Origin of the sequence: Salipiger sp. 1_MG-2023 (assembly GCF_030547555.1) — a bacterium.
Lineage (GTDB): Bacteria > Pseudomonadota > Alphaproteobacteria > Rhodobacterales > Rhodobacteraceae > Salipiger.
In genome coordinates this window covers 1-17109 of record NZ_JAUOQN010000001.1, presented here as the reverse complement: position 1 = coordinate 17109, position 17109 = coordinate 1, and the positions used below count along the sequence as shown (strand labels likewise).

The window sequence follows — 17109 nt, the reverse complement described above, 5'->3', positions numbered from 1 at the left end:
GCTAGGCGTGCAGGGCGTATGATGCGAAATTCAGCAAAGCGCGAAATGCCATGCGGCGCGGCGGTCTTCGGCCATTGACAGGTTTGATATCCTGCTCCTAGGCTCGAATATCTTCGTTTGCATACGAATGAAAATGACCCAGCTGATCGCCCGGAGAGAGACCATGACCCTGCACCGACCCGAATCGCTTGAAGACGCGCTTGCGCTGAGCGGCGGGGGCGCGGCGCTGCTGGCGGGCGGAACCGATCTGTACCCGGGCCTGCGCGACGGCGCGCCGCCGCCCAAGCTGATCGACCTGACGCGAATCGCCTCGATGAAGGGCATCACGCGCAGCGACAGCGGCTGGCGCATTGGCGGTGCGACCACATGGACCGCTATCGTAAAGGCCGATCTGCCGCCGCTGTTCGATGGGCTGAAGGCCGCCGCGCGCGAGGTGGGATCGGTGCAGATCCAGAACGCCGGAACGCTGGCGGGCAACCTGTGCAACGCCTCGCCGGCGGCCGACGGCGTGCCGGCGCTGCTGGCGCTGGATGCGTCGGTGGAGCTGGCCTCGGCGGGGGGCACGCGGGTGCTGCCGCTGGAGGGGTTCATCCTTGGCCCGCGCCGCACCGCGCTTGAGCCGAGCGAGATCCTGTCGGCCATTCATATCCCCGATGTGCCGGGGCAGGGCGCGTTCCTCAAGCTGGGGGCGCGTAAGTATCTTGTGATCTCGATCGCCATGGTCGCGGCCACCGTCACCACAAGCGCAGGCCGGATCGAAACCGCGCGCATCGCCGTTGGCGCCTGTTCGCCCGTCGCCCGCCGCCTGAGCGCGCTCGAGACGCAGCTTGTCGGGGCGACGCAGGACGAGGTCTTTGCCCGCACCGGCGCCTATGCTTTTGACGAGCTTTCCCCCATCGACGACGTCCGCGCCAGCGCGGGCTACCGCCTTGACGCGGTGACGGCGCTGGTCGCCCGCACCGTTGCTAATGCCATGGAGACCCTCTGATGTCGCTCGACGCCCCGCACGACCATATCGGTTTCACCCTGAACGGCGACAGCGTCACCGTTGCCACCTCGCCCACCGCCCGCCTGTCCGAGGTGCTGCGCGAAAGCGCCGGGGCCAAGGACGTCAAGATCGGCTGCAACGCCGGCGATTGCGGTGCCTGCACCGTATTGCTCGACGGCGCGCCGGTCTGCGCCTGCATGATCGCGGCAGGGCAGGCGCAGGGCGCGGTGATCGAAACACAGGTTGGGCTGGTGGCCGATGATCCGCACGCGGCAAGGCTGGCGCAAAGCTTTCAGCGCCATCAGGCGGCGCAATGCGGCATCTGCACGCCGGGAATGATGGTGTCGGCGGTGGCGCTGCTGCGCTCTGGCGCGCCGCTGAGCTCCGAGGCGGTCGAGGATGCGCTGGGCGGCGTGCTCTGCCGCTGCACCGGGTACCGCAAGATCATCGACGCGGTGCTGGACGCATCGGGCACCGCGCCGCTGGCCACCGGGGGCGTTGGCGCGCCCATCGCGCGGCTGGATGGTTGGCCCAAGGTCAGCGGCACGGAGCGTTTCGGCGATGACGTCGCCCCCGAGGGCGCGCTGCTCGCCCGGCCCATCCGCGCGCCTTATCACCGCGCCGCCTTCCGCTTTGGCGATCTGGATGCCTTTCGCGATGCGCATGGGCTCGAGGTCATTCTGACCGCCGCCGACATCCCCGGAGAGAACCGCTTTGGCGTCATCCCCGGCTTCGAGGACCAGCCGATGCTGGCCGAGGGCGAGACCCGGTTCAAGGGCGAGGCGGTTGCCTGCGTTGTCGGCACCCCCGAGGCCATCGCCGCCATGCCCGCCTTTCCGGTGACATGGGAAGAACTGCCGTCGATCATCACGCCGAAAGGCGCGGACAAGGCGGCACTGCTGCACGCGGACCGGGCCGAGAACGTCATGTGCCGGGGCTATGTCGCACGCGGCGACGCGGGCGCGGCGCTGGCCAGCGCGCCGCACATTGTCAGCGGCGATTTTTCCACCGGCTTCATCGAACACGGCTATATCGAGCCCGAGGCTGCCTCGGCGGTGCGCGTTGGCGATCGGCTGGAAATCCGCTGCTGCACGCAGGCACCGTTCATGAATCGTGACGGCATCGCCGGGCTGATGGGGCTTGCGCCCGATCAGGTGCGCATCTTGCCCACGGCGGTCGGCGGCGGCTTCGGGTCCAAGCTGGACCTGACGGCGCAGCCCTTTGTGGCGCTGGCGGCGTGGATCACCGGCAAGCCGGTGCGCATCGCCTTCACCCGGACCGAAAGCCTGATGGCCTCGACCAAGCGCCACCCCTCCGAGGTGCATATGGAGATCGCCGCCGATGACGACGGCCATATCCTTGGTGCCCGCTTCGACGGGGTGTTCAACACCGGCGCCTATGCCAGCTGGGGGCCAACCGTGGCGAACCGGGTGCCGATCCATGCCTCGGGCCCGTATCGCACGCCCAATTACGAGGCCCGCAGCGCTGGCATCCACACCAACACCGCGCCTGCCGGGGCGTTCCGGGGCTTTGGCGTGCCGCAATCGGCGGTGGCACAGGAACAGCTGTACGACATGATGGCGGAAAAGCTGGGCATCGACCGGCTGGAGTTCCGCCTGCGCAACGCGCTGCGCAATGGCGAGCCCACCGTCACCGGGCAGGTGTTCGAACGCGGCATGGCCATCGACGCTTGCCTCGAAGCGCTGAAGCCCGCGTGGGAAACGGCGCTGGCCGACTGCGCGGCGTTCAACGCAGAACACTCGGGCGTCAAGCGCGGCGTCGGCGTGGCGTCGGGCTGGTATGGCTGCGGCAACACCTCGATGTCCAACCCCTCGACCATCCACGCCGGGATCACTGCTGCGGGCGAGCTGTTCCTGCATCAGGGCGCTGTCGATATCGGGCAGGGCTCTAACACCGTGATCACCCAGATCTTTGCGCAGGCGCTGGGCGTGTCCGTCGCCGATGTCTCGCTGATCGGCGCCGACACGGATATCACGCCGGACGCGGGCAAGACCTCGGCCAGCCGCCAGACCTATATCTCGGGCAATGCCGCGCGGCTGTGCGGCGAGGCGCTCAGGGCGCAGATCCTGCGCCTTGGCAACGTGTCGGATACGGCGGTCATCTCGTTCGACAACGGCCTGACGCTGAGCGATGGCGACGCCACGGTTCAGGTGCCGCTGTCCGGCGACGGTTATGCGCTAGAGGCGGTTGAGAGCTACGATCCGCCCACCACGCCGCTGGACGAGAACGGGCAGGGCGACCCTTATGCGGTCTTTGGCACCGCCGCGCAGCTTTGCGTGGCCGAGGTGGATCTGGCGCTTGGCACTACGAAATTGATCCGCATGGTTGCGGCGCATGATGTTGGCAAAGCCATCAACCCGCTGCTGGTCGAAGGTCAGGTCGAAGGCGGCGTCGCGCAGGGCATCGGCCTTGCACTGATGGAAGAATTCCTGCCCGGGCGCACCGAGAATCTGCACGATTACCTGATCCCCACCATTGGCGACGTCCCCCCCATCGACACGCTGATCATCGAAAGCGGCGATGCGCATGGGCCGTATGGGGCCAAGGGTCTGGGCGAGCATTGCCTGATCCCGACCGCCCCTGCCGTTCTCAACGCGATTGCCCATGCCACGGGCGCTCGCATCCACCACCTGCCCGCAACGCCCGCGCGCCTGCGGGCCGCGATCAAGGCGCTTTGAATGCTGGATAACTCTGAAAAGGCCCCGCAGATGACCGACAGCACCCTTACCGGCACCTTCGCGGGCATCGACGTGGGCGGCACCTTTACCGACCTTGTCTATTACGACAGTCGCGCCAGCAGCGTGAAGCTGGCCAAGGTGCCGACCACGCTCGACAACCAGTCGCGCGGTGTTCTGGATGCACTCGATGCGGCCGGTGTCGATGCCGCCGCGCTGGATCTGATCGTGCACGGCACCACGACCACGACAAACGCCGTGCTGGAACGGCAATTGTGCAAGACCGGGCTGGTCACCACCATGGGCTTTCGCGACGTGCTGGAACTGGGCCGCCGCACCCGCCCCCATGCCTATGGCATGACCGGGCAGTTCCGCCCGCTGATCCCGCGCGATCTGCGGCTTGAAGTGCCCGAGCGGATGCTGGCGGACGGCGCGGTTTACACGGCGCTGGACGAGGAGGCACTGCGAGCGGCGCTGGCGGAGCTGGTGGAGAAGGGCTGCGAGGCGCTTGTGATCCACTTCCTGCACTCTTACGCCAATCCCGCGCATGAACAGCGCGCCGGGCAGATCGCCCGCGAGGTCTGGCCCAATGGCAACATCACCATGGGCCACGCGCTGATTTCGGAATCGCGCGAATACGAACGCGGCGTGACGGCGGCGGTGAACGCCAGCGTACAGCCACTGCTGCGGCGCTACGTGGAACGGCTGGCCGACAAGCTGTCGGAACGCGGCTATGATCGCGACCTTCTGGTGATGAACGGCAACGGTGGCATGGTCTCGGCCCGCGTGGTGGCGGATGAGGCGGCCAAGACGGTGATGTCGGGGCCAGCTTCGGGCGTGATGGCGGCGGCTTATACGGGCCGGCGCGCGGGCATCCCCGATCTGCTGACCTATGACATGGGCGGAACCTCGACAGACGTGGCGATGATCCGGGGCGCCGATCCCGCCGTCAGCCACGAGATCGAGGTGGAATACGCCATGCCGATCCACGTCCCCATGGTGGACGTGCGCACCGTCGGCGCCGGCGGTGGGTCGATCGCGCGGGTCGATGCGGCAGGGCTGTTGCAGGTCGGGCCGGACTCGGCAGGGTCAACGCCGGGGCCGATCTGCTACGGCAAGGGCGGCACGCTGCCGACGATCTCGGATGCCAACATGCTGCTCGGGAGGCTCAATCCCGACCGGCTGAACACCGGGGCCGGAGGCGTGTCGCTGGACACCATCCGCGAGGCGTTTGCGACGCTGGGCGCAAAGCTGGGGCTTGGCGCCGACGAGGCCGCCGCCGCCGTGCTGCGCATTGCCAATGCCAAGATGGCGGATGCAGTGCGCATGGTGTCGATCTCGCTGGGCGAAGACCCGCGCGATTTCGCGCTGTTTGCCTTTGGCGGCGCCGGGCCGCTGCACGCCTGCGCCATCGCGCGCGAACTGGGCGTGCCGCGCGTCCTGGTGCCGGCCCGGCCCGGCATCACCAACGCACTCGGCTGCATCGTCGCCGATCTGCGGCATGATTACGTCGCCACGGTGAACAGGCCGCTGGATGCCTGCGACATGGACGAGGTTCATGCGCTGTTCACCAAGCAGGTCGCCGATGGGCGCGCCGCCATCGCCCGCGAGCGGGTTGAGATCGCCGAGGAAAAGATCGCCTTCTCGGTCGAGATGCGCTTCATCGGCCAGACTCACCTGCTACGCGTGCCGCTGCCCAGCGATGCGCCCACGCGGGATGAACTTCAGGCGCTGTTCGAGGAGGCGTATTTCAAACGCTTTCAGGTGCGCCTGCCAGAGATCCGCGCCGCATTGGTCAATGTCGCGACATCGGTGATCGGTCGCCGCCCCGAGATCGACCTTGCCGCGCTGATCGACGCCTCCGGGCGCAAGGCGACGCTGGCCGAGGCGCAAAGCGGCGCACGCCGCGTTTTCTTCGATGGCTGGTGCGAGGTGCCGGTCTATTGGCGCGACCATCTACCTCTGGATGCCGCGCTGCATGGTCCGGCCATCGTGGAACAGATGGATTGCACGCTGGTGCTGGAAGTGGGCGACACCGCCACTCAGGACGCCGATGGCAATCTGATCGTCACCGTGGGAGCGCAGACATGATCGCGGTGCCTGCCCGCGCTGCCGGGCCGGGGGTTTCACACCCCCGGACCCCCGTGGAGTTTACCCGGCAAGATGAAGTTGGGGCGCGGCGCCTGTCTTCATCTTGCCAGATAAACTCCCGCCGGAGGCTGCCCGGCCGCCGGACATCCCTTGCCAACACCGGAGTAGCGCGATGAGCCTCGATCCGATTACCCTCACCGTCATCCAGTCGGGCTTGCAGCAGGTCTGCGACGAGATGGACCTGTCGTTTTCGCGCGCGGCGTTCTCGCCGGTGATCGCCGAGGCGAATGACCGCTCGGACGGGATCTATTCCGCCGAAGATGGCAGTCTGATCGCGCAAGGCTCGATGGGGCTGCCGGTGTTCGTGGGGGTGATGCAATATTCTACCGCCACGCTGATTTCGATGATTGCAGAGGGCAAGGTGGCTGCGCCCAAGCCGGGCGATATCTATATCGTCAACGATCCCTATCTTGGCGGAACGCATCTGATGGATGTGCGCTTTGCCATGCCGGTTTGGCGGGATGGCAAGATTTTTTGCTGGCTGTCGAATACCGGGCATTGGCCCGATACCGGCGGCGCGGTGCCGGGGGGCTTTTCGGCCTCGGCGACGGCGGTCGAGCAAGAGGGGCTGCGGTTGCCGCCGGTGCGTCTGTTCAAGAGCGGCGAGCTGGATCGGGAGATCTATTCCATCATCTGTTCCAACATCCGCGTGGCCGATCAGCGCATCGGCGACGTCAAGGCGCAGGCGGCGGCGCTTTATGTCGGGGAGGCGCGGCTGACGCGGCTGCTGGATCGCTACGGCGATGATACCGTCAGCGCGGCCATTACCGAGTTGCGGGTCCGCGCAGCGGATCAGATGCGGGTGCAGATCGGGCAGATCCCCGTCGGCACCTATCGCAGCACCGCCTATATCGACAGCGACGGGGTGGTGAACGAGCCGCTCGAGATCAAGCTTGCGGTGACAAGCGACGGCGAAAGCCTGACCTTTGATTTCGACGGGACCAGCCCGCCGTGTCAGGGGCCGATGAATTCGGTGATCGCGACAACGCTGTCGTCGGTCTATCTGGCCATGCGGCATATCTTTCCAGACGTTCCGATCAGCGCCGGGGCGTTCGAGCCGCTGAAGGTGATCCGGCCCGAGGGCACCTTTCTGGACGCGCGCTATCCGCGCCCGGTGTCGGGCTGTGCCGCCGAGGTCAGCCAGCGCATCGCCGAAGCGGTGTTTGCGGCGCTCATCCAGGCGCTGCCGGGCAAGGTCAGCGCCTCGCCCGCCGGGTCTTCGGGCAATTTTGCGCTGGGCGGCGAGGTTCCCGAAACCGGGCAGGCCTATGTGATGTACCAGATTTCGGGCGGCGGCTATGGCGGCTATGCTGGAGGGGACGGTATTTCCAACGGCTGTTCGACCATCGGCATATCCAAGGCGCCCCCCGTCGAGATCATGGAGCAGCAGTTTCCCGTGCTCTATCACCGCTATGCCCTGCACGAGGGGTCTGGCGGCGCGGGCGAGCATCGCGGCGGCTTTGGCCTTGATTACGAGGTCGAGCTGCGCGCGGGTCATGCGCGGGCGAGTTTCGTGATGGATCACGGCCGATTTGGCCCGCAGGGGGCGCTTGGCGGCAAGGATGGCGCGAAGAACCGGGTGCTGGTGACGCGTGGCGGCGAAAGCTTTGTGCCCGAGCATCTGAGCAAGGCGCAAGACATCCAGCTGGCTGCGGGGGATCGGGTGCGGGTTTGCACGCCCGGTGGCGGCGGTTTCGGCGATCCGTCGAAACGCGATCCGGCGCTGGTGGCTGAAGACGTGCGGCTTGGGCGCTATAGCCCCGAAGAGGCCAAGGCGCTGTTCGGCTAATCGGCCAGCAGCGGGCGCCGTTCGGGCAGTGTTTCCATGATGGTGCGGCGGGCGTCGTCGCCAAGGCGGCTCCATGCGGTGATCTCGTCGATGCTGCGCAGGCAACCCTTGCACAGACGGCTTTTCGGCTCGATCACGCAGATATTGGTGCAGGGGCTGAGGCTCATCGCGACAGGTTCCCCAGCCGGTCGAGCGCGCCCTGAAGGATGTAAGACGCGGCCACGTGGTCGATCAGCTCGGCCCGGCGGGCGCGCGAGGTGTCGGCTTCGAGCAGGGCGCGCTCGGCGGCGACGGTCGACAGGCGTTCGTCCCAAAAGGTAACCGGGCCGTCCCAGAGCTGCGAGAAGTTGCGGGCAAAGGCGCGGGTGGACTGGCACCGTGGCCCTTCGGAGCCGTCCATGTTGCGCGGCAGGCCCAGCACGATGCCGCCGACCTCGCGGTCCTTTAGGATGGCCAGAAGCTGCTGTGCATCCAGCGTGTATTTCTTGCGCTTGACGGTTTCCTGCGGTGTCGCGACGCTGCGCAGCCGGTCCGAGATCGCAACCCCGATGGTCTTGGTGCCAAGGTCCAGCCCGGCAAGCGCGCGCATCGGGGGGAGGGCGGCGGCAAAGCTTTCCATATCATCGTGGATCATCGGGCGGTGGTCCTTTTGTGGCGGGGCTGGCGGTGGCAGCGGCTCATTCGACCAGCCCGCTGCGGGTGGCGGCCTCGCGCAGGGTCGCAAGTGCGCTAGGCTTCGCGGCAAAGACGGTCTGCGCCTCGTTCCAGATCTCACTGGCGCGGGCGGTTTCTCCCAGCACGGCAAGCGCGCCGATCAGCTGCGCCCATTCCTGCGCTCCGCCCCCTTGCGTTGCAAGCCGGTCGCTCAGCCCCTCGACCATGCCGCGGATCATCTCCTGACGATCTTCGTCCGACATTTGCGAGGCGGCCTGAATGTCTTCGGCGCTGGGGCCAGACAGCGCGGCGACGGGTGGGGTATAATCATTGACCCCGGCCAGCATCGCCAGTTCGGCAATCTGGTTGCGGATTGCGGGCACCCAAGGCGCATCGTCCGGGCTTTCGCGCAGCAGCTTGTCCCAGATGCGGAAGGCGGCGTCAGGGCGACCGGTTTGCGCCATCATCAGCCCGCCGTAATAGTGCGCGACGCCGTTTTCCGGGTCGCGGCGCATGATCTCGTCCAACACCCGTTCGGTTTCGGGCGACACATAGCCGCCCGCTGCCATCACCTGCATATCGGCCAGATCGGCGTAATCCTGCGCTTGCGCGGCGTCGCCCTGCAATTCGATCAGCCGCTGTTGCGCGCGGTAGGCGTCGGCGTAATTGCCAAGCGCCGCCTCGGAGCGGGCGAGCAGCTGAAAACCGCGCAGATCATCCGGGCGCTGCTGCACGGTGCTGCGCAGCTTTTCCACCAGCGCAAGGTATTCTTCGGAGGCATCGGGGACGGGCGCGGGCGGCAGCTGCGCTTCGGCGTCGGCCTGCGAGGGGCGGCTTTCGCGCCGCTCCTGGGCCATGGCAACGCGTGATTGCAGGCCAAGATCGCGATAGCCCGGCGCGCCGAGCCGCCAGTACAGCGCAAAGCTACCGCCCAACAGCAACAGGGCAATCAGGCCCGACAGCAGCAGTGTCGCGGCGCGCGACTGTTTGCGCTGCGGCGCGCCGTCCTTGCGTGCGTCGGCAGACAGGATACGGCGCGACACTTCGGTGCGCAGGCGCTCGGCCTCTTCGGGGGGGATGGCGCCGCGCGCTGCGCCCTGCTCGATCTCGCGCAGCTGGTCGCGGTAGACCGCAAGATCGCTGGCCTGTGCATCATCGCCAGCGGATTTCCCGCGCAGCAGGGCAAGCGCAAGCACTGCCGATACCACCAGCACCGCCGCGCCCGATATGATCCAGAAAAGGGTCATGCGTTCTCCCGTCTTCCCGCGCGCTGCGGGACTTCCGCCCATGCTTCATGTATAGATGCAAGGGCCGGGACAAAAGCCCCGAGAGGCGCGACGGATCGCCCATTGCGCCGCAAAGTCGCGAACCCGTCAGCAAGAGACGGTTGCGGAAGGGGCGCTGACCGTGATCAAGTCTGCGGCGACAGATCGACCCACGCATCCGGATTCGAGGCCTGATGAAACGCTATTCCATGTTCGCCGTTGCCCGAGAGGCCGCCCGTTACCACAGCGGATGGGGGCGCGCATGGCGCAGTCCCGCGCCAAAGACCAAATATGACGTGGTTATCGTCGGTGCTGGCGGGCACGGGCTGGCAACGGCCTATTACCTTGGCAAGAATTTCGGCATCACCAATGTGGCGATCATCGAAAAGGGCTGGCTGGGCGGCGGCAACACCGGGCGCAACACCACGATCATCCGGTCCAACTATCTTCAGGATCCTTCGGCGGCGCTGTATGAAAAGGCCCGCTCGCTGTACGAAGGGCTGAGTCAGGATCTTAATTACAACGTGATGTTCAGCCCGCGCGGGCTGATGATGCTGGCGCAGACCGAACACGAGCTGCGCGGCTATCAGCGCACCGTTCACGCCAACCGGCTACAGGGCATCGACACCGACATGATCTCGCCCGCCGAGGTCAAGCGGCTGTGCCCGATCATGAACATCGAAGGGCCGCGCTATCCGGTGCTGGGCGCGCTGTATCAGGCGCGCGGCGGCACGGCGCGCCACGATGCGGTGGCCTGGGGCTATGCGCGGGCCTGTTCCGACATGGGCATGGACATCATCCAGAATTGCGAGGTCACCGCGGTGCGCCAGTCCAATGGCCGGGTGCGCGGCATCGAGACCACGCTGGGCCGCATCGATTGCGACAAGCTGGGCGTCGTGGTGGCCGGGCATTCGGGGGTGGTGGCCGAGATGGCCGGTTTCCGCTTGCCGCTGGAATCGGTGGCGCTTCAGGCGCTGGTGTCAGAGCCAATCAAGCCCTGCATCGACGTGGTGGTGATGGCCAACACCGTACACGGTTATCTGTCGCAGTCCGACAAGGGCGAGCTGGTGATCGGCGGCGGCACCGATGGCTATATCAACTACGCGCAGCGCGGCAGTTTCCAGCACATCGAGGAAACCGTTCGGGCGCTGGTAGAGACCTTCCCGATGATTTCGCGGCTCAAGATGCTGCGGCAATGGGCGGGCATCGTCGATGTGACGGGCGATCGCTCGCCGATCCTGTCCAAAACCCCGCTTGAGGGCTGCTATTTCAACTGCGGCTGGGGCACCGGCGGATTCAAGGCGATCCCCGGATCTGGCTGGGGCTTTGCCGAGCTGATGGCCACCGGCGCATCCCCCCTCACGGCGGCCTTTGGCATGGACCGGTTCCGCGAAGGGCGCTTCATCGATGAATCCGTCGCCGCGGGGGTGGCGCATTGATGCAGCCGGATCGATCAACGGCGCAGGCCGGCGACCCGCAATTCGGGCATCGGCGCGGCAAGGCCGACAAGGCCCAGCATCGCGCCATGCCCGTCGTTGCACGGTGGGTTCCAGCTGTGGATGAATTCGCGCGCGATGGCGCTGCGGTCTTCGGGGCGGGCCAGCGCCAGCGCGCCGATGGTATCAAACCCCATCGCCTCGGCCCGCTGCCAGACAGCGCCTGCGCGGCGGTCGGCGATCAGTTGCCTGTGCAGCATGTCGGCCTCGCCGACATACAGCACCTGCGCCTGAAGCGAGCGGCCCTGCGGCATTCTCAGGAACAGGTACACCGCACCGCTGTCGGTAAAGCTGGTATCCGGTGTGAACAGTTCGACCGGGTAATCCCGGCCACGATGGGACGTCAGCGTCAGCGTCAGCAATCTGCTCATGGGCTTTCCCTTCTTATGTGCCTCTCCTCAGAGGTAGGCGTGACCTTTAGACCGCCACTTGACGCTGGGCAGGCCGCGTTAAGAAACTCCGAAGAAATACCCGTGTGCCTGCCATTTGCGCAGGCGAGCGGACAGAATGTCATTCCAGCGGCGCCCAGCGAACGCCGCATCCCAGAAGCCGGAGGTTTCCCATGCTGATCCTGCATTGTCCTTGCTGTGGCGTGGACGCCGCCGAGATCGAGCTGACGCCGGGCGGCGAGGCGCATCTGAAACGCTTTGGCCCTGGCAGCAGCGACGCGGATTTCGAAGGCTATCTGTTCCTGCGCGACAACCCCAAGGGGGTGGTGCTCGAGCGATGGCGGCACAGCTATGGCTGCGGAAAGTGGTTCCTTGCGGCGCGCGACAGCGTGACCATGCAGGTCTTTGGCACCTATTCCGCCCAGACGCAGGAGCCGCCGCAAGACATCCTTGATCGCATCGAAGCCGCCCGCGCATGAGCTTGCACCCTTTCCAGACCACTCTGGTTTTTCAGACCACTCCGGCCGGGGCGATGCCCGGCGCAATCCCGACGAGGCCCGAGGCATGAGCGCGAGACTCACAACCGGCGGTCGTTTCACCGACCGCAAGAAGCAGATCGGCTTCACCTTCAACGGCAAGCATTTCACCGGATATGCCGGCGACACGCTGGCCTCGGCGCTGCTTGCCAATGATCAGGTGCTGGTCGGGCGCAGCTACAAATTCCACCGCCCGCGCGGCATCGTTGCCTCCGGCCCCGAAGAGCCCAACGCGCTGGTGCATCTGGGGCAGGGCGCGCGGTTCGAGCCCGACCAGCGCGCCACCACGACTGAGCTGTTCGACGGGCTGACAAGCAGCAGCCAAAACCATTGGCCGTCGCTGGAAACCGATGTCGGAGAGATCAGCGCCAAGCTGGCCCGGTTCCTGCCGGCGGGGTTCTATTACAAGACGTTCCTGTGGCCGCGCCCGCTGTGGAAACACCTGTATGAGCCGGTGATCCGGCAGGCGGCGGGGCTTGGCAAGGCGCCCGACCCCGAAAGCCGCGATGCCGACCGCTATGAGCATTTCCACGCCCATGTCGATCTGCTGGTGATCGGGGGCGGCGTTGCGGGCTTGCAGGCGGCGAAATCGGCGGCACAGGCCGGGGCAGAGGTGCTGTTGGTCGAGCAGAGCGCCCATTGGGGCGGGCGCGCGCCGGTCGATGGCGGCAGCATCGATGGCATGGACCCGGATGCATGGGTTGCCAAGACTGTCGCCGAGCTGAAGGCGATGCCCAATGTAAAGATGCGCCTGCGCTTCATGGGCGCGGCGGTGCAGGATCATGGCCATATCCTTGGCTATGAGCGGCTGAGCGATCACACCCCCGGCGCGCCCGGTCCGCGTCACCGCCTGTGGCGGATGCGGGCAAAGCAGGTGATCACCGCAACAGGGGCGATCGAGCGCCCGCTCAGCTTTGCCGGCAACGATCTGCCGGGCGTGATGCTGGCCTCGGCGATGCGCGATTACGTGGTGAATTACGGGGTCATTCCCGGCGCCCGCACCGTGGTTGTCACCAATAACGACGACGGCTATCGCACCGCGATCACGCTGGTCAAGGCGGGGCTGGAGGTTCCGGCGATCCTTGATGCCCGCCCGTTTGGAGGTGGCAAGATCGCCGACGAGGCCCGCGCGCTTGGCATCCGCATCGAGCCGGGCCGGGCGGTCAGCAAGGTTCTGGGCAGCAAGCGCGTCAGCGGCGTTGCGACCTGCCTTCAGGTCAGCGAAGGCTCGGTGATCGAGGAAATCCCTTGCGATGCGGTGGCCATGTCGGGCGGCTGGTCGCCGGTGGTGCATCTGTGGTCGCATTGCGGCGGCAAGCTGAGCTGGGACGAGGTCGAGGCGTTCTTTCGCCCCGATGCCGCCCGCGCGCCGAGTGGCGCGGATGGCAAGCCGTTTGTGATGGCCTGCGGCGCGGCGAACGGGTTCCTGAGCCTGCCGGACACGCTGAGCTGCGCCGCCAAGGCCGGGGTCGCCGCCGCCCGCCGCCTCGGGATCGAGGCCGCGGACGCCGCCACCCCGTCAGCGCAAATCATCGATGAAGCGCCCCTGTTGCCGGTCTGGATCATGCCCGCACGGGCGCGGCCGGACCTGAAGACGAAGGCGTTTCTGGACTATCAGAACGACGTCAAGGTGTCGGACGTGCAGCTTGCCGCCCGCGAGGGCTATGAAAGCGTCGAGCATGCCAAGCGCTATACCACGCTGGGCATGGCATCCGATCAGGGCAAGCTGAGCAACATCAACGGGCTGGCGATCCTGTCCGATGCGCTTGGCAAGCCGATCCCGCAGGTCGGCACCACCACATTCCGCCCGCCCTATACCCCGATCAGCTTTGGCGCGATTGCCGGCGAGGCGCGCGGCGAATTGTTCCAGCCGCTGCGCCGCACCCCGATGCAGGACTGGCACGAGGCGCAGGGCGCCAAATGGGAGATCGTCGGCCAGTGGCGCCGACCCTATTGCTACCCGAAGGCGGGGGAATCCCGCCGCGATGCGGTCAACCGGGAAATCGACGCCACGCGCGGCAGCCTTGGCATTCTCGACGCCTCGACGCTGGGCAAGATCCTTGTCAAAGGGCCGGACGCGGGCAAATTCCTCGACATGATGTACACCAACATGATGTCGACCCTGCCGGTGGGCAAATGCCGCTATGGGCTAATGTGCAACGAGAACGGCTTTCTGATGGATGACGGCGTGGTGGTGCGCCTGTCCGAGGACAGCTGGCTGTGCCACACCACCTCGGGCGGCGCGGATCACGTTCACGCCCATATGGAAGACTGGCTGCAATGCGAATGGTGGGACTGGAAGGTCTATACCGCCAACCTGACCGAGCAATATGCCCAGATTGCCGTGGTCGGCCCCAATGCCCGCAAGCTGCTGGAAAAGCTGGGCGGCATGGATCTGAGCAAAGACACGCTGCCGTTCATGGGCTGGGTCGATGGCACGCTGGCCGATACGCCCTGCCGCGTCTATCGCATAAGCTTTTCGGGCGAGTTGTCTTATGAAATCGCCATCCCCGCCAATCGTGGCCGCGCCTTCTGGGACAAGCTGATCGAGGCCGGGGCCGAGTGGAACATCACCCCCTATGGCACCGAGGCGCTGCATGTCATGCGAGCCGAGAAGGGCTTCATCATGATCGGCGACGAGACCGACGGCACGGTGATTCCGCAGGATCTGGGCCTGAACTGGGCGATCTCGAAGAAGAAGGCCGACTACCTTGGCAAGCGCGCGCAGGAACGCCCCGACATGGTGCGCGAAGGGCGCTGGCAGCTCGTGGGGCTGGAAACGCCCGATGGATCGGTGCTGCCCGATGGCGCCTATTGCGTTGCCGCTGGCAAGAACGCCAACGGGCAGCGCAACGTGCAGGGGCGAGTCACCTCGACCTATTACTCGCCGACGCTGAAGAAGGGCATCGCCATGGGGCTGGTCGAAAACGGGCCCGAGCGCATGGGCGAGAGCATCTGGTTCACCGCCGAGGAACAGGACCACACCACCCACAAGCTGAGCCTTGTCGAGGCAAGGATCGTCAGCCCGGTGTTCTATGATCCGAAAGGGGAAAAGGCCGATGTCTGATACCATCCGCGTCCCGATGCAGGGTGCCCGCTCCGAGGGGCTCTGCGCCGTCTGGCCGATTGGCGCGCAGGGGCAGATTTCCATCCGCTGCGAGCACAGCGCCGATTTCCGTGAAACGCTGCGCGGGGCGATCGGCCTCGAGGTGCCCGCGCCGCTGGGCTCGGCTCAGGGCGAGACGGGGGCGCTGCTCTGGATGGCGCAGGACGAGCTGCTGTTGCTGTGCCCCTATGACAAGGTCGCCGAGACCATGGCCGAGCTGACCAAGGTCTTTGATGGCTGGTTCATCGCGATCACCGATGTGTCGGACGCGCGGGCGTTCATCGCGGTCAAAGGCCCGCAGCTACGCGACGTGCTGGCCAAGCTGACCCCGGCCGACATGGCCGCACACGCCCTGACCCCCGGCACGATCCGCCGCACGCGGCTTGCGCAGGTGGCGGCGGGGATCTGGCTGCAATCGGAAACAACGGCGCAGGTGTTCTGCTTCCGCTCGGTGGCGGAGTATGCGTTCAAGGCGCTGACGCTGGCGGCGGAGCCGGGCGGCGAGGTGGGCTTTCACATCGCGCAACCCGTTTGACCACCGTCGAAAAAGACTTCTGCCCTGTGCAGCCGCGCAGAGCAGGGACCGCTTGACCTCGCCCCCCGCTGGGTTAGGTCTTGGCGTAAAGAAACTGACACACGAGAGGATATCAAAATGGCTTTCACCCTTCCCGATCTTCCCTACGCACATGACGCGCTTGCCTCCAAGGGCATGTCCAAGGAAACGCTGGAATACCACCACGACCTGCACCACAACGCCTATGTCACCATGCTCAACAAGCTGATCGACGGCACCGAATGGGCCGACAAGTCGCTCGAAGAGATCGTGACCGGCACCTATGACAAGGGCGCCGTGGCGCAGTCGGGCCTGTTCAACAACGCCTCGCAGCACTGGAACCACGCGCAGTTCTGGGAAATGATGGGGCCGGACGCCTCGTCCATGCCCTCGGAGCTGGAAGCGGCGATCAAGGACAGCTTCGGCACCGTCGACAAGTTCAAGGAAGACTTCAGCGCCGCCGGTGCGGGCCAGTTCGGTTCGGGCTGGGCATGGCTGGTCAAGGACACCGACGGTGGCCTCAAGATCACCAAGACCGAAAACGGCGTGAACCCGCTGTGCTTTGGCCAGACCGCGCTTCTGGGCTGCGACGTGTGGGAGCATTCCTACTACATCGACTTCCGCAACAAGCGCCCGGCCTATCTTGCCAACTTCCTCGACAACCTGGTGAACTGGGAAAACGTCGCATCGCGCATGTGATCTGACGCTTAGCTGAGTTTCAGGACGCCCCGTGCCGAAATGTGCGGGGCGTATTTTTTTGCGAATCTGAGTGTTCTTTGATTTTCATCGATCTGCCTTAATCCCGTCCAAGATTTCGCGGAAAAGGCTATTGAAAAACAAGGATGTTTATCATGCGATTGTTTGCGATGGCCGGTCTGCTAGCGGCTGCATTCTATTTTATCTCCGGTTCGGGCGCTCAAGCAGCAGAACCTGATGAATTTGCTTTCGTGACACTACCTGAGTTCTGGGTCGACCGCTCAAAGCGCTGGCGCGAAGAGCAAAGTGGAGACGTAAAGTCTGTTCTGAAACAAGACTGGACACGCGATGGTTATGACGACCTCGCTGTCATCAAAGTCGGGTCTGACAACTTCCTGGCCGATCTCGAGATATACGAAGGTAGTGAGTACGGACACCTTCGTCTCGTGGCGCGTTTGCAGGATGCATTCCGGGCATACGGCTATGGGAGCCTCACGTCTCGGTCTGACAGTTCCTTCTCAGTCGAAAGCGGAGTGCTACAGGGCGCGGGACAGAGATATGAAACTGTGATCGCTTTCCGGGATGGGGACTATGTTATCGCTGGCTTCGATGCAGATACGATCTACAGCGAAGAAGATTGGACGTTTCAGAACTGCAGCTGGAATCTATTGACTGGCCGTGTTGAGTTTGTCGTGGAGCCGGAAGAGCCTAGGTGTTCCATCCCGGATGATCACATAAACCCTCGGCGGTCTGCCCTTTTCATGGCAAGATCGGTTCTGAGGGAAGTTCG

General features: G+C 65.5%; 14 protein-coding genes. 10 read left to right on the top strand and 4 right to left on the bottom strand.

Features of this window, described 5'->3' with window-relative positions; translation table 11 throughout:
• The first annotated feature begins 163 nt into the window (after nucleotides 1-163).
• From Q4543_RS00070 to Q4543_RS00055, 4 genes are all read left to right on the top strand, one after another.
• On the top strand, nucleotides 164-988 hold the full coding sequence (locus Q4543_RS00070; protein ID WP_303435698.1) for a xanthine dehydrogenase family protein subunit M: 825 nt from the start codon (nucleotides 164-166) through the stop codon (nucleotides 986-988).
• Entirely contained in the window at nucleotides 988-3687 is a 2700-nt protein-coding gene (locus Q4543_RS00065) for a molybdopterin cofactor-binding domain-containing protein (RefSeq protein ID WP_303435697.1), read from the top strand. Before Q4543_RS00070 ends, Q4543_RS00065 begins: the two co-directional genes overlap by 1 nt.
• A 30-nt stretch (nucleotides 3688-3717) precedes the next feature.
• On the top strand, nucleotides 3718-5775 hold the full coding sequence (locus Q4543_RS00060; protein WP_303435880.1) for a hydantoinase/oxoprolinase family protein: 2058 nt from the start codon (nucleotides 3718-3720) through the stop codon (nucleotides 5773-5775).
• Between the two features lie 172 nt (nucleotides 5776-5947).
• On the top strand, nucleotides 5948-7624 hold the full coding sequence (locus tag Q4543_RS00055; protein WP_303435696.1) for a hydantoinase B/oxoprolinase family protein: 1677 nt from the start codon (nucleotides 5948-5950) through the stop codon (nucleotides 7622-7624).
• Here Q4543_RS00055 and Q4543_RS00050 read toward each other — a convergent pair.
• The 3 genes from Q4543_RS00050 to ccmI are packed head-to-tail and all read right to left on the bottom strand — an operon-like array spanning nucleotide 7621 to nucleotide 9525.
• On the bottom strand, nucleotides 7621-7791 hold the full coding sequence (locus tag Q4543_RS00050; protein WP_303435695.1) for a DUF1289 domain-containing protein: 171 nt from the start codon (nucleotides 7789-7791) through the stop codon (nucleotides 7621-7623). The genes Q4543_RS00055 and Q4543_RS00050 overlap by 4 nt on opposite strands.
• Nucleotides 7788-8258, bottom strand: coding sequence for a Holliday junction resolvase RuvX (gene ruvX / locus Q4543_RS00045; protein ID WP_216004306.1), 471 nt, complete (start codon nucleotides 8256-8258; stop codon nucleotides 7788-7790). Before ruvX ends, Q4543_RS00050 begins: the two co-directional genes overlap by 4 nt.
• A 43-nt stretch (nucleotides 8259-8301) precedes the next feature.
• Entirely contained in the window at nucleotides 8302-9525 is a 1224-nt protein-coding gene (gene ccmI, locus Q4543_RS00040) for a c-type cytochrome biogenesis protein CcmI (RefSeq protein WP_303435694.1), read from the bottom strand.
• Nucleotides 9526-9737: 212 nt separating this feature from the next.
• Between ccmI and Q4543_RS00035 the strand changes: the two genes are divergently transcribed.
• Nucleotides 9738-10982, top strand: coding sequence for a sarcosine oxidase subunit beta family protein (locus Q4543_RS00035; protein WP_216004308.1), 1245 nt, complete (start codon nucleotides 9738-9740; stop codon nucleotides 10980-10982).
• A 14-nt stretch (nucleotides 10983-10996) separates the two neighbouring features.
• On the opposite strand, the gene Q4543_RS00030 is transcribed toward Q4543_RS00035, so the two are convergent.
• Complete coding sequence (locus tag Q4543_RS00030) at nucleotides 10997-11410, bottom strand: hypothetical protein (RefSeq protein WP_216004309.1); 414 nt, start codon at nucleotides 11408-11410, stop codon at nucleotides 10997-10999.
• A 191-nt stretch (nucleotides 11411-11601) separates the two neighbouring features.
• Between Q4543_RS00030 and Q4543_RS00025 the strand changes: the two genes are divergently transcribed.
• The 5 genes from Q4543_RS00025 to Q4543_RS00005 form a co-directional block, all read left to right on the top strand.
• Entirely contained in the window at nucleotides 11602-11907 is a 306-nt protein-coding gene (locus Q4543_RS00025) for a sarcosine oxidase subunit delta (RefSeq protein ID WP_216004310.1), read from the top strand.
• Nucleotides 11908-11992: 85 nt separating this feature from the next.
• Nucleotides 11993-15031: a sarcosine oxidase subunit alpha family protein gene (locus Q4543_RS00020; RefSeq protein WP_303435693.1), complete on the top strand. Its 3039-nt coding sequence runs from the start codon at nucleotides 11993-11995 to the stop codon at nucleotides 15029-15031.
• A complete protein-coding gene (locus tag Q4543_RS00015; protein WP_303435692.1) occupies nucleotides 15024-15605 on the top strand; it encodes a sarcosine oxidase subunit gamma in 582 nt (193 codons plus the stop codon). The genes Q4543_RS00020 and Q4543_RS00015 overlap by 8 nt, the downstream gene beginning before the upstream one ends.
• Nucleotides 15606-15722: 117 nt before the next feature.
• Nucleotides 15723-16322 (top strand): superoxide dismutase, encoded by a 600-nt coding sequence (locus tag Q4543_RS00010; protein WP_216004313.1) that lies wholly within the window; start codon nucleotides 15723-15725, stop codon nucleotides 16320-16322.
• Nucleotides 16323-16474: 152 nt separating this feature from the next.
• A partial coding sequence (locus tag Q4543_RS00005; protein WP_303435691.1) for a hypothetical protein occupies nucleotides 16475-17109 on the top strand: 635 nt, incomplete at its 3' end.

Coding starts and splice junctions, on each gene's coding strand:
- Q4543_RS00070 (WP_303435698.1), top strand. CDS start 164: ATGACCCTGCACCGACCCGAATCGCTTGAAGACGCGCTTGCGCTGAGC.
- Q4543_RS00065 (WP_303435697.1), top strand. CDS start 988: ATGTCGCTCGACGCCCCGCACGACCATATCGGTTTCACCCTGAACGGC.
- Q4543_RS00060 (WP_303435880.1), top strand. CDS start 3,718: ATGACCGACAGCACCCTTACCGGCACCTTCGCGGGCATCGACGTGGGC.
- Q4543_RS00055 (WP_303435696.1), top strand. CDS start 5,948: ATGAGCCTCGATCCGATTACCCTCACCGTCATCCAGTCGGGCTTGCAG.
- Q4543_RS00050 (WP_303435695.1), bottom strand. CDS start 7,791: ATGAGCCTCAGCCCCTGCACCAATATCTGCGTGATCGAGCCGAAAAGC.
- ruvX (WP_216004306.1), bottom strand. CDS start 8,258: ATGATCCACGATGATATGGAAAGCTTTGCCGCCGCCCTCCCCCCGATG.
- ccmI (WP_303435694.1), bottom strand. CDS start 9,525: ATGACCCTTTTCTGGATCATATCGGGCGCGGCGGTGCTGGTGGTATCG.
- Q4543_RS00035 (WP_216004308.1), top strand. CDS start 9,738: ATGAAACGCTATTCCATGTTCGCCGTTGCCCGAGAGGCCGCCCGTTAC.
- Q4543_RS00030 (WP_216004309.1), bottom strand. CDS start 11,410: ATGAGCAGATTGCTGACGCTGACGCTGACGTCCCATCGTGGCCGGGAT.
- Q4543_RS00025 (WP_216004310.1), top strand. CDS start 11,602: ATGCTGATCCTGCATTGTCCTTGCTGTGGCGTGGACGCCGCCGAGATC.
- Q4543_RS00020 (WP_303435693.1), top strand. CDS start 11,993: ATGAGCGCGAGACTCACAACCGGCGGTCGTTTCACCGACCGCAAGAAG.
- Q4543_RS00015 (WP_303435692.1), top strand. CDS start 15,024: ATGTCTGATACCATCCGCGTCCCGATGCAGGGTGCCCGCTCCGAGGGG.
- Q4543_RS00010 (WP_216004313.1), top strand. CDS start 15,723: ATGGCTTTCACCCTTCCCGATCTTCCCTACGCACATGACGCGCTTGCC.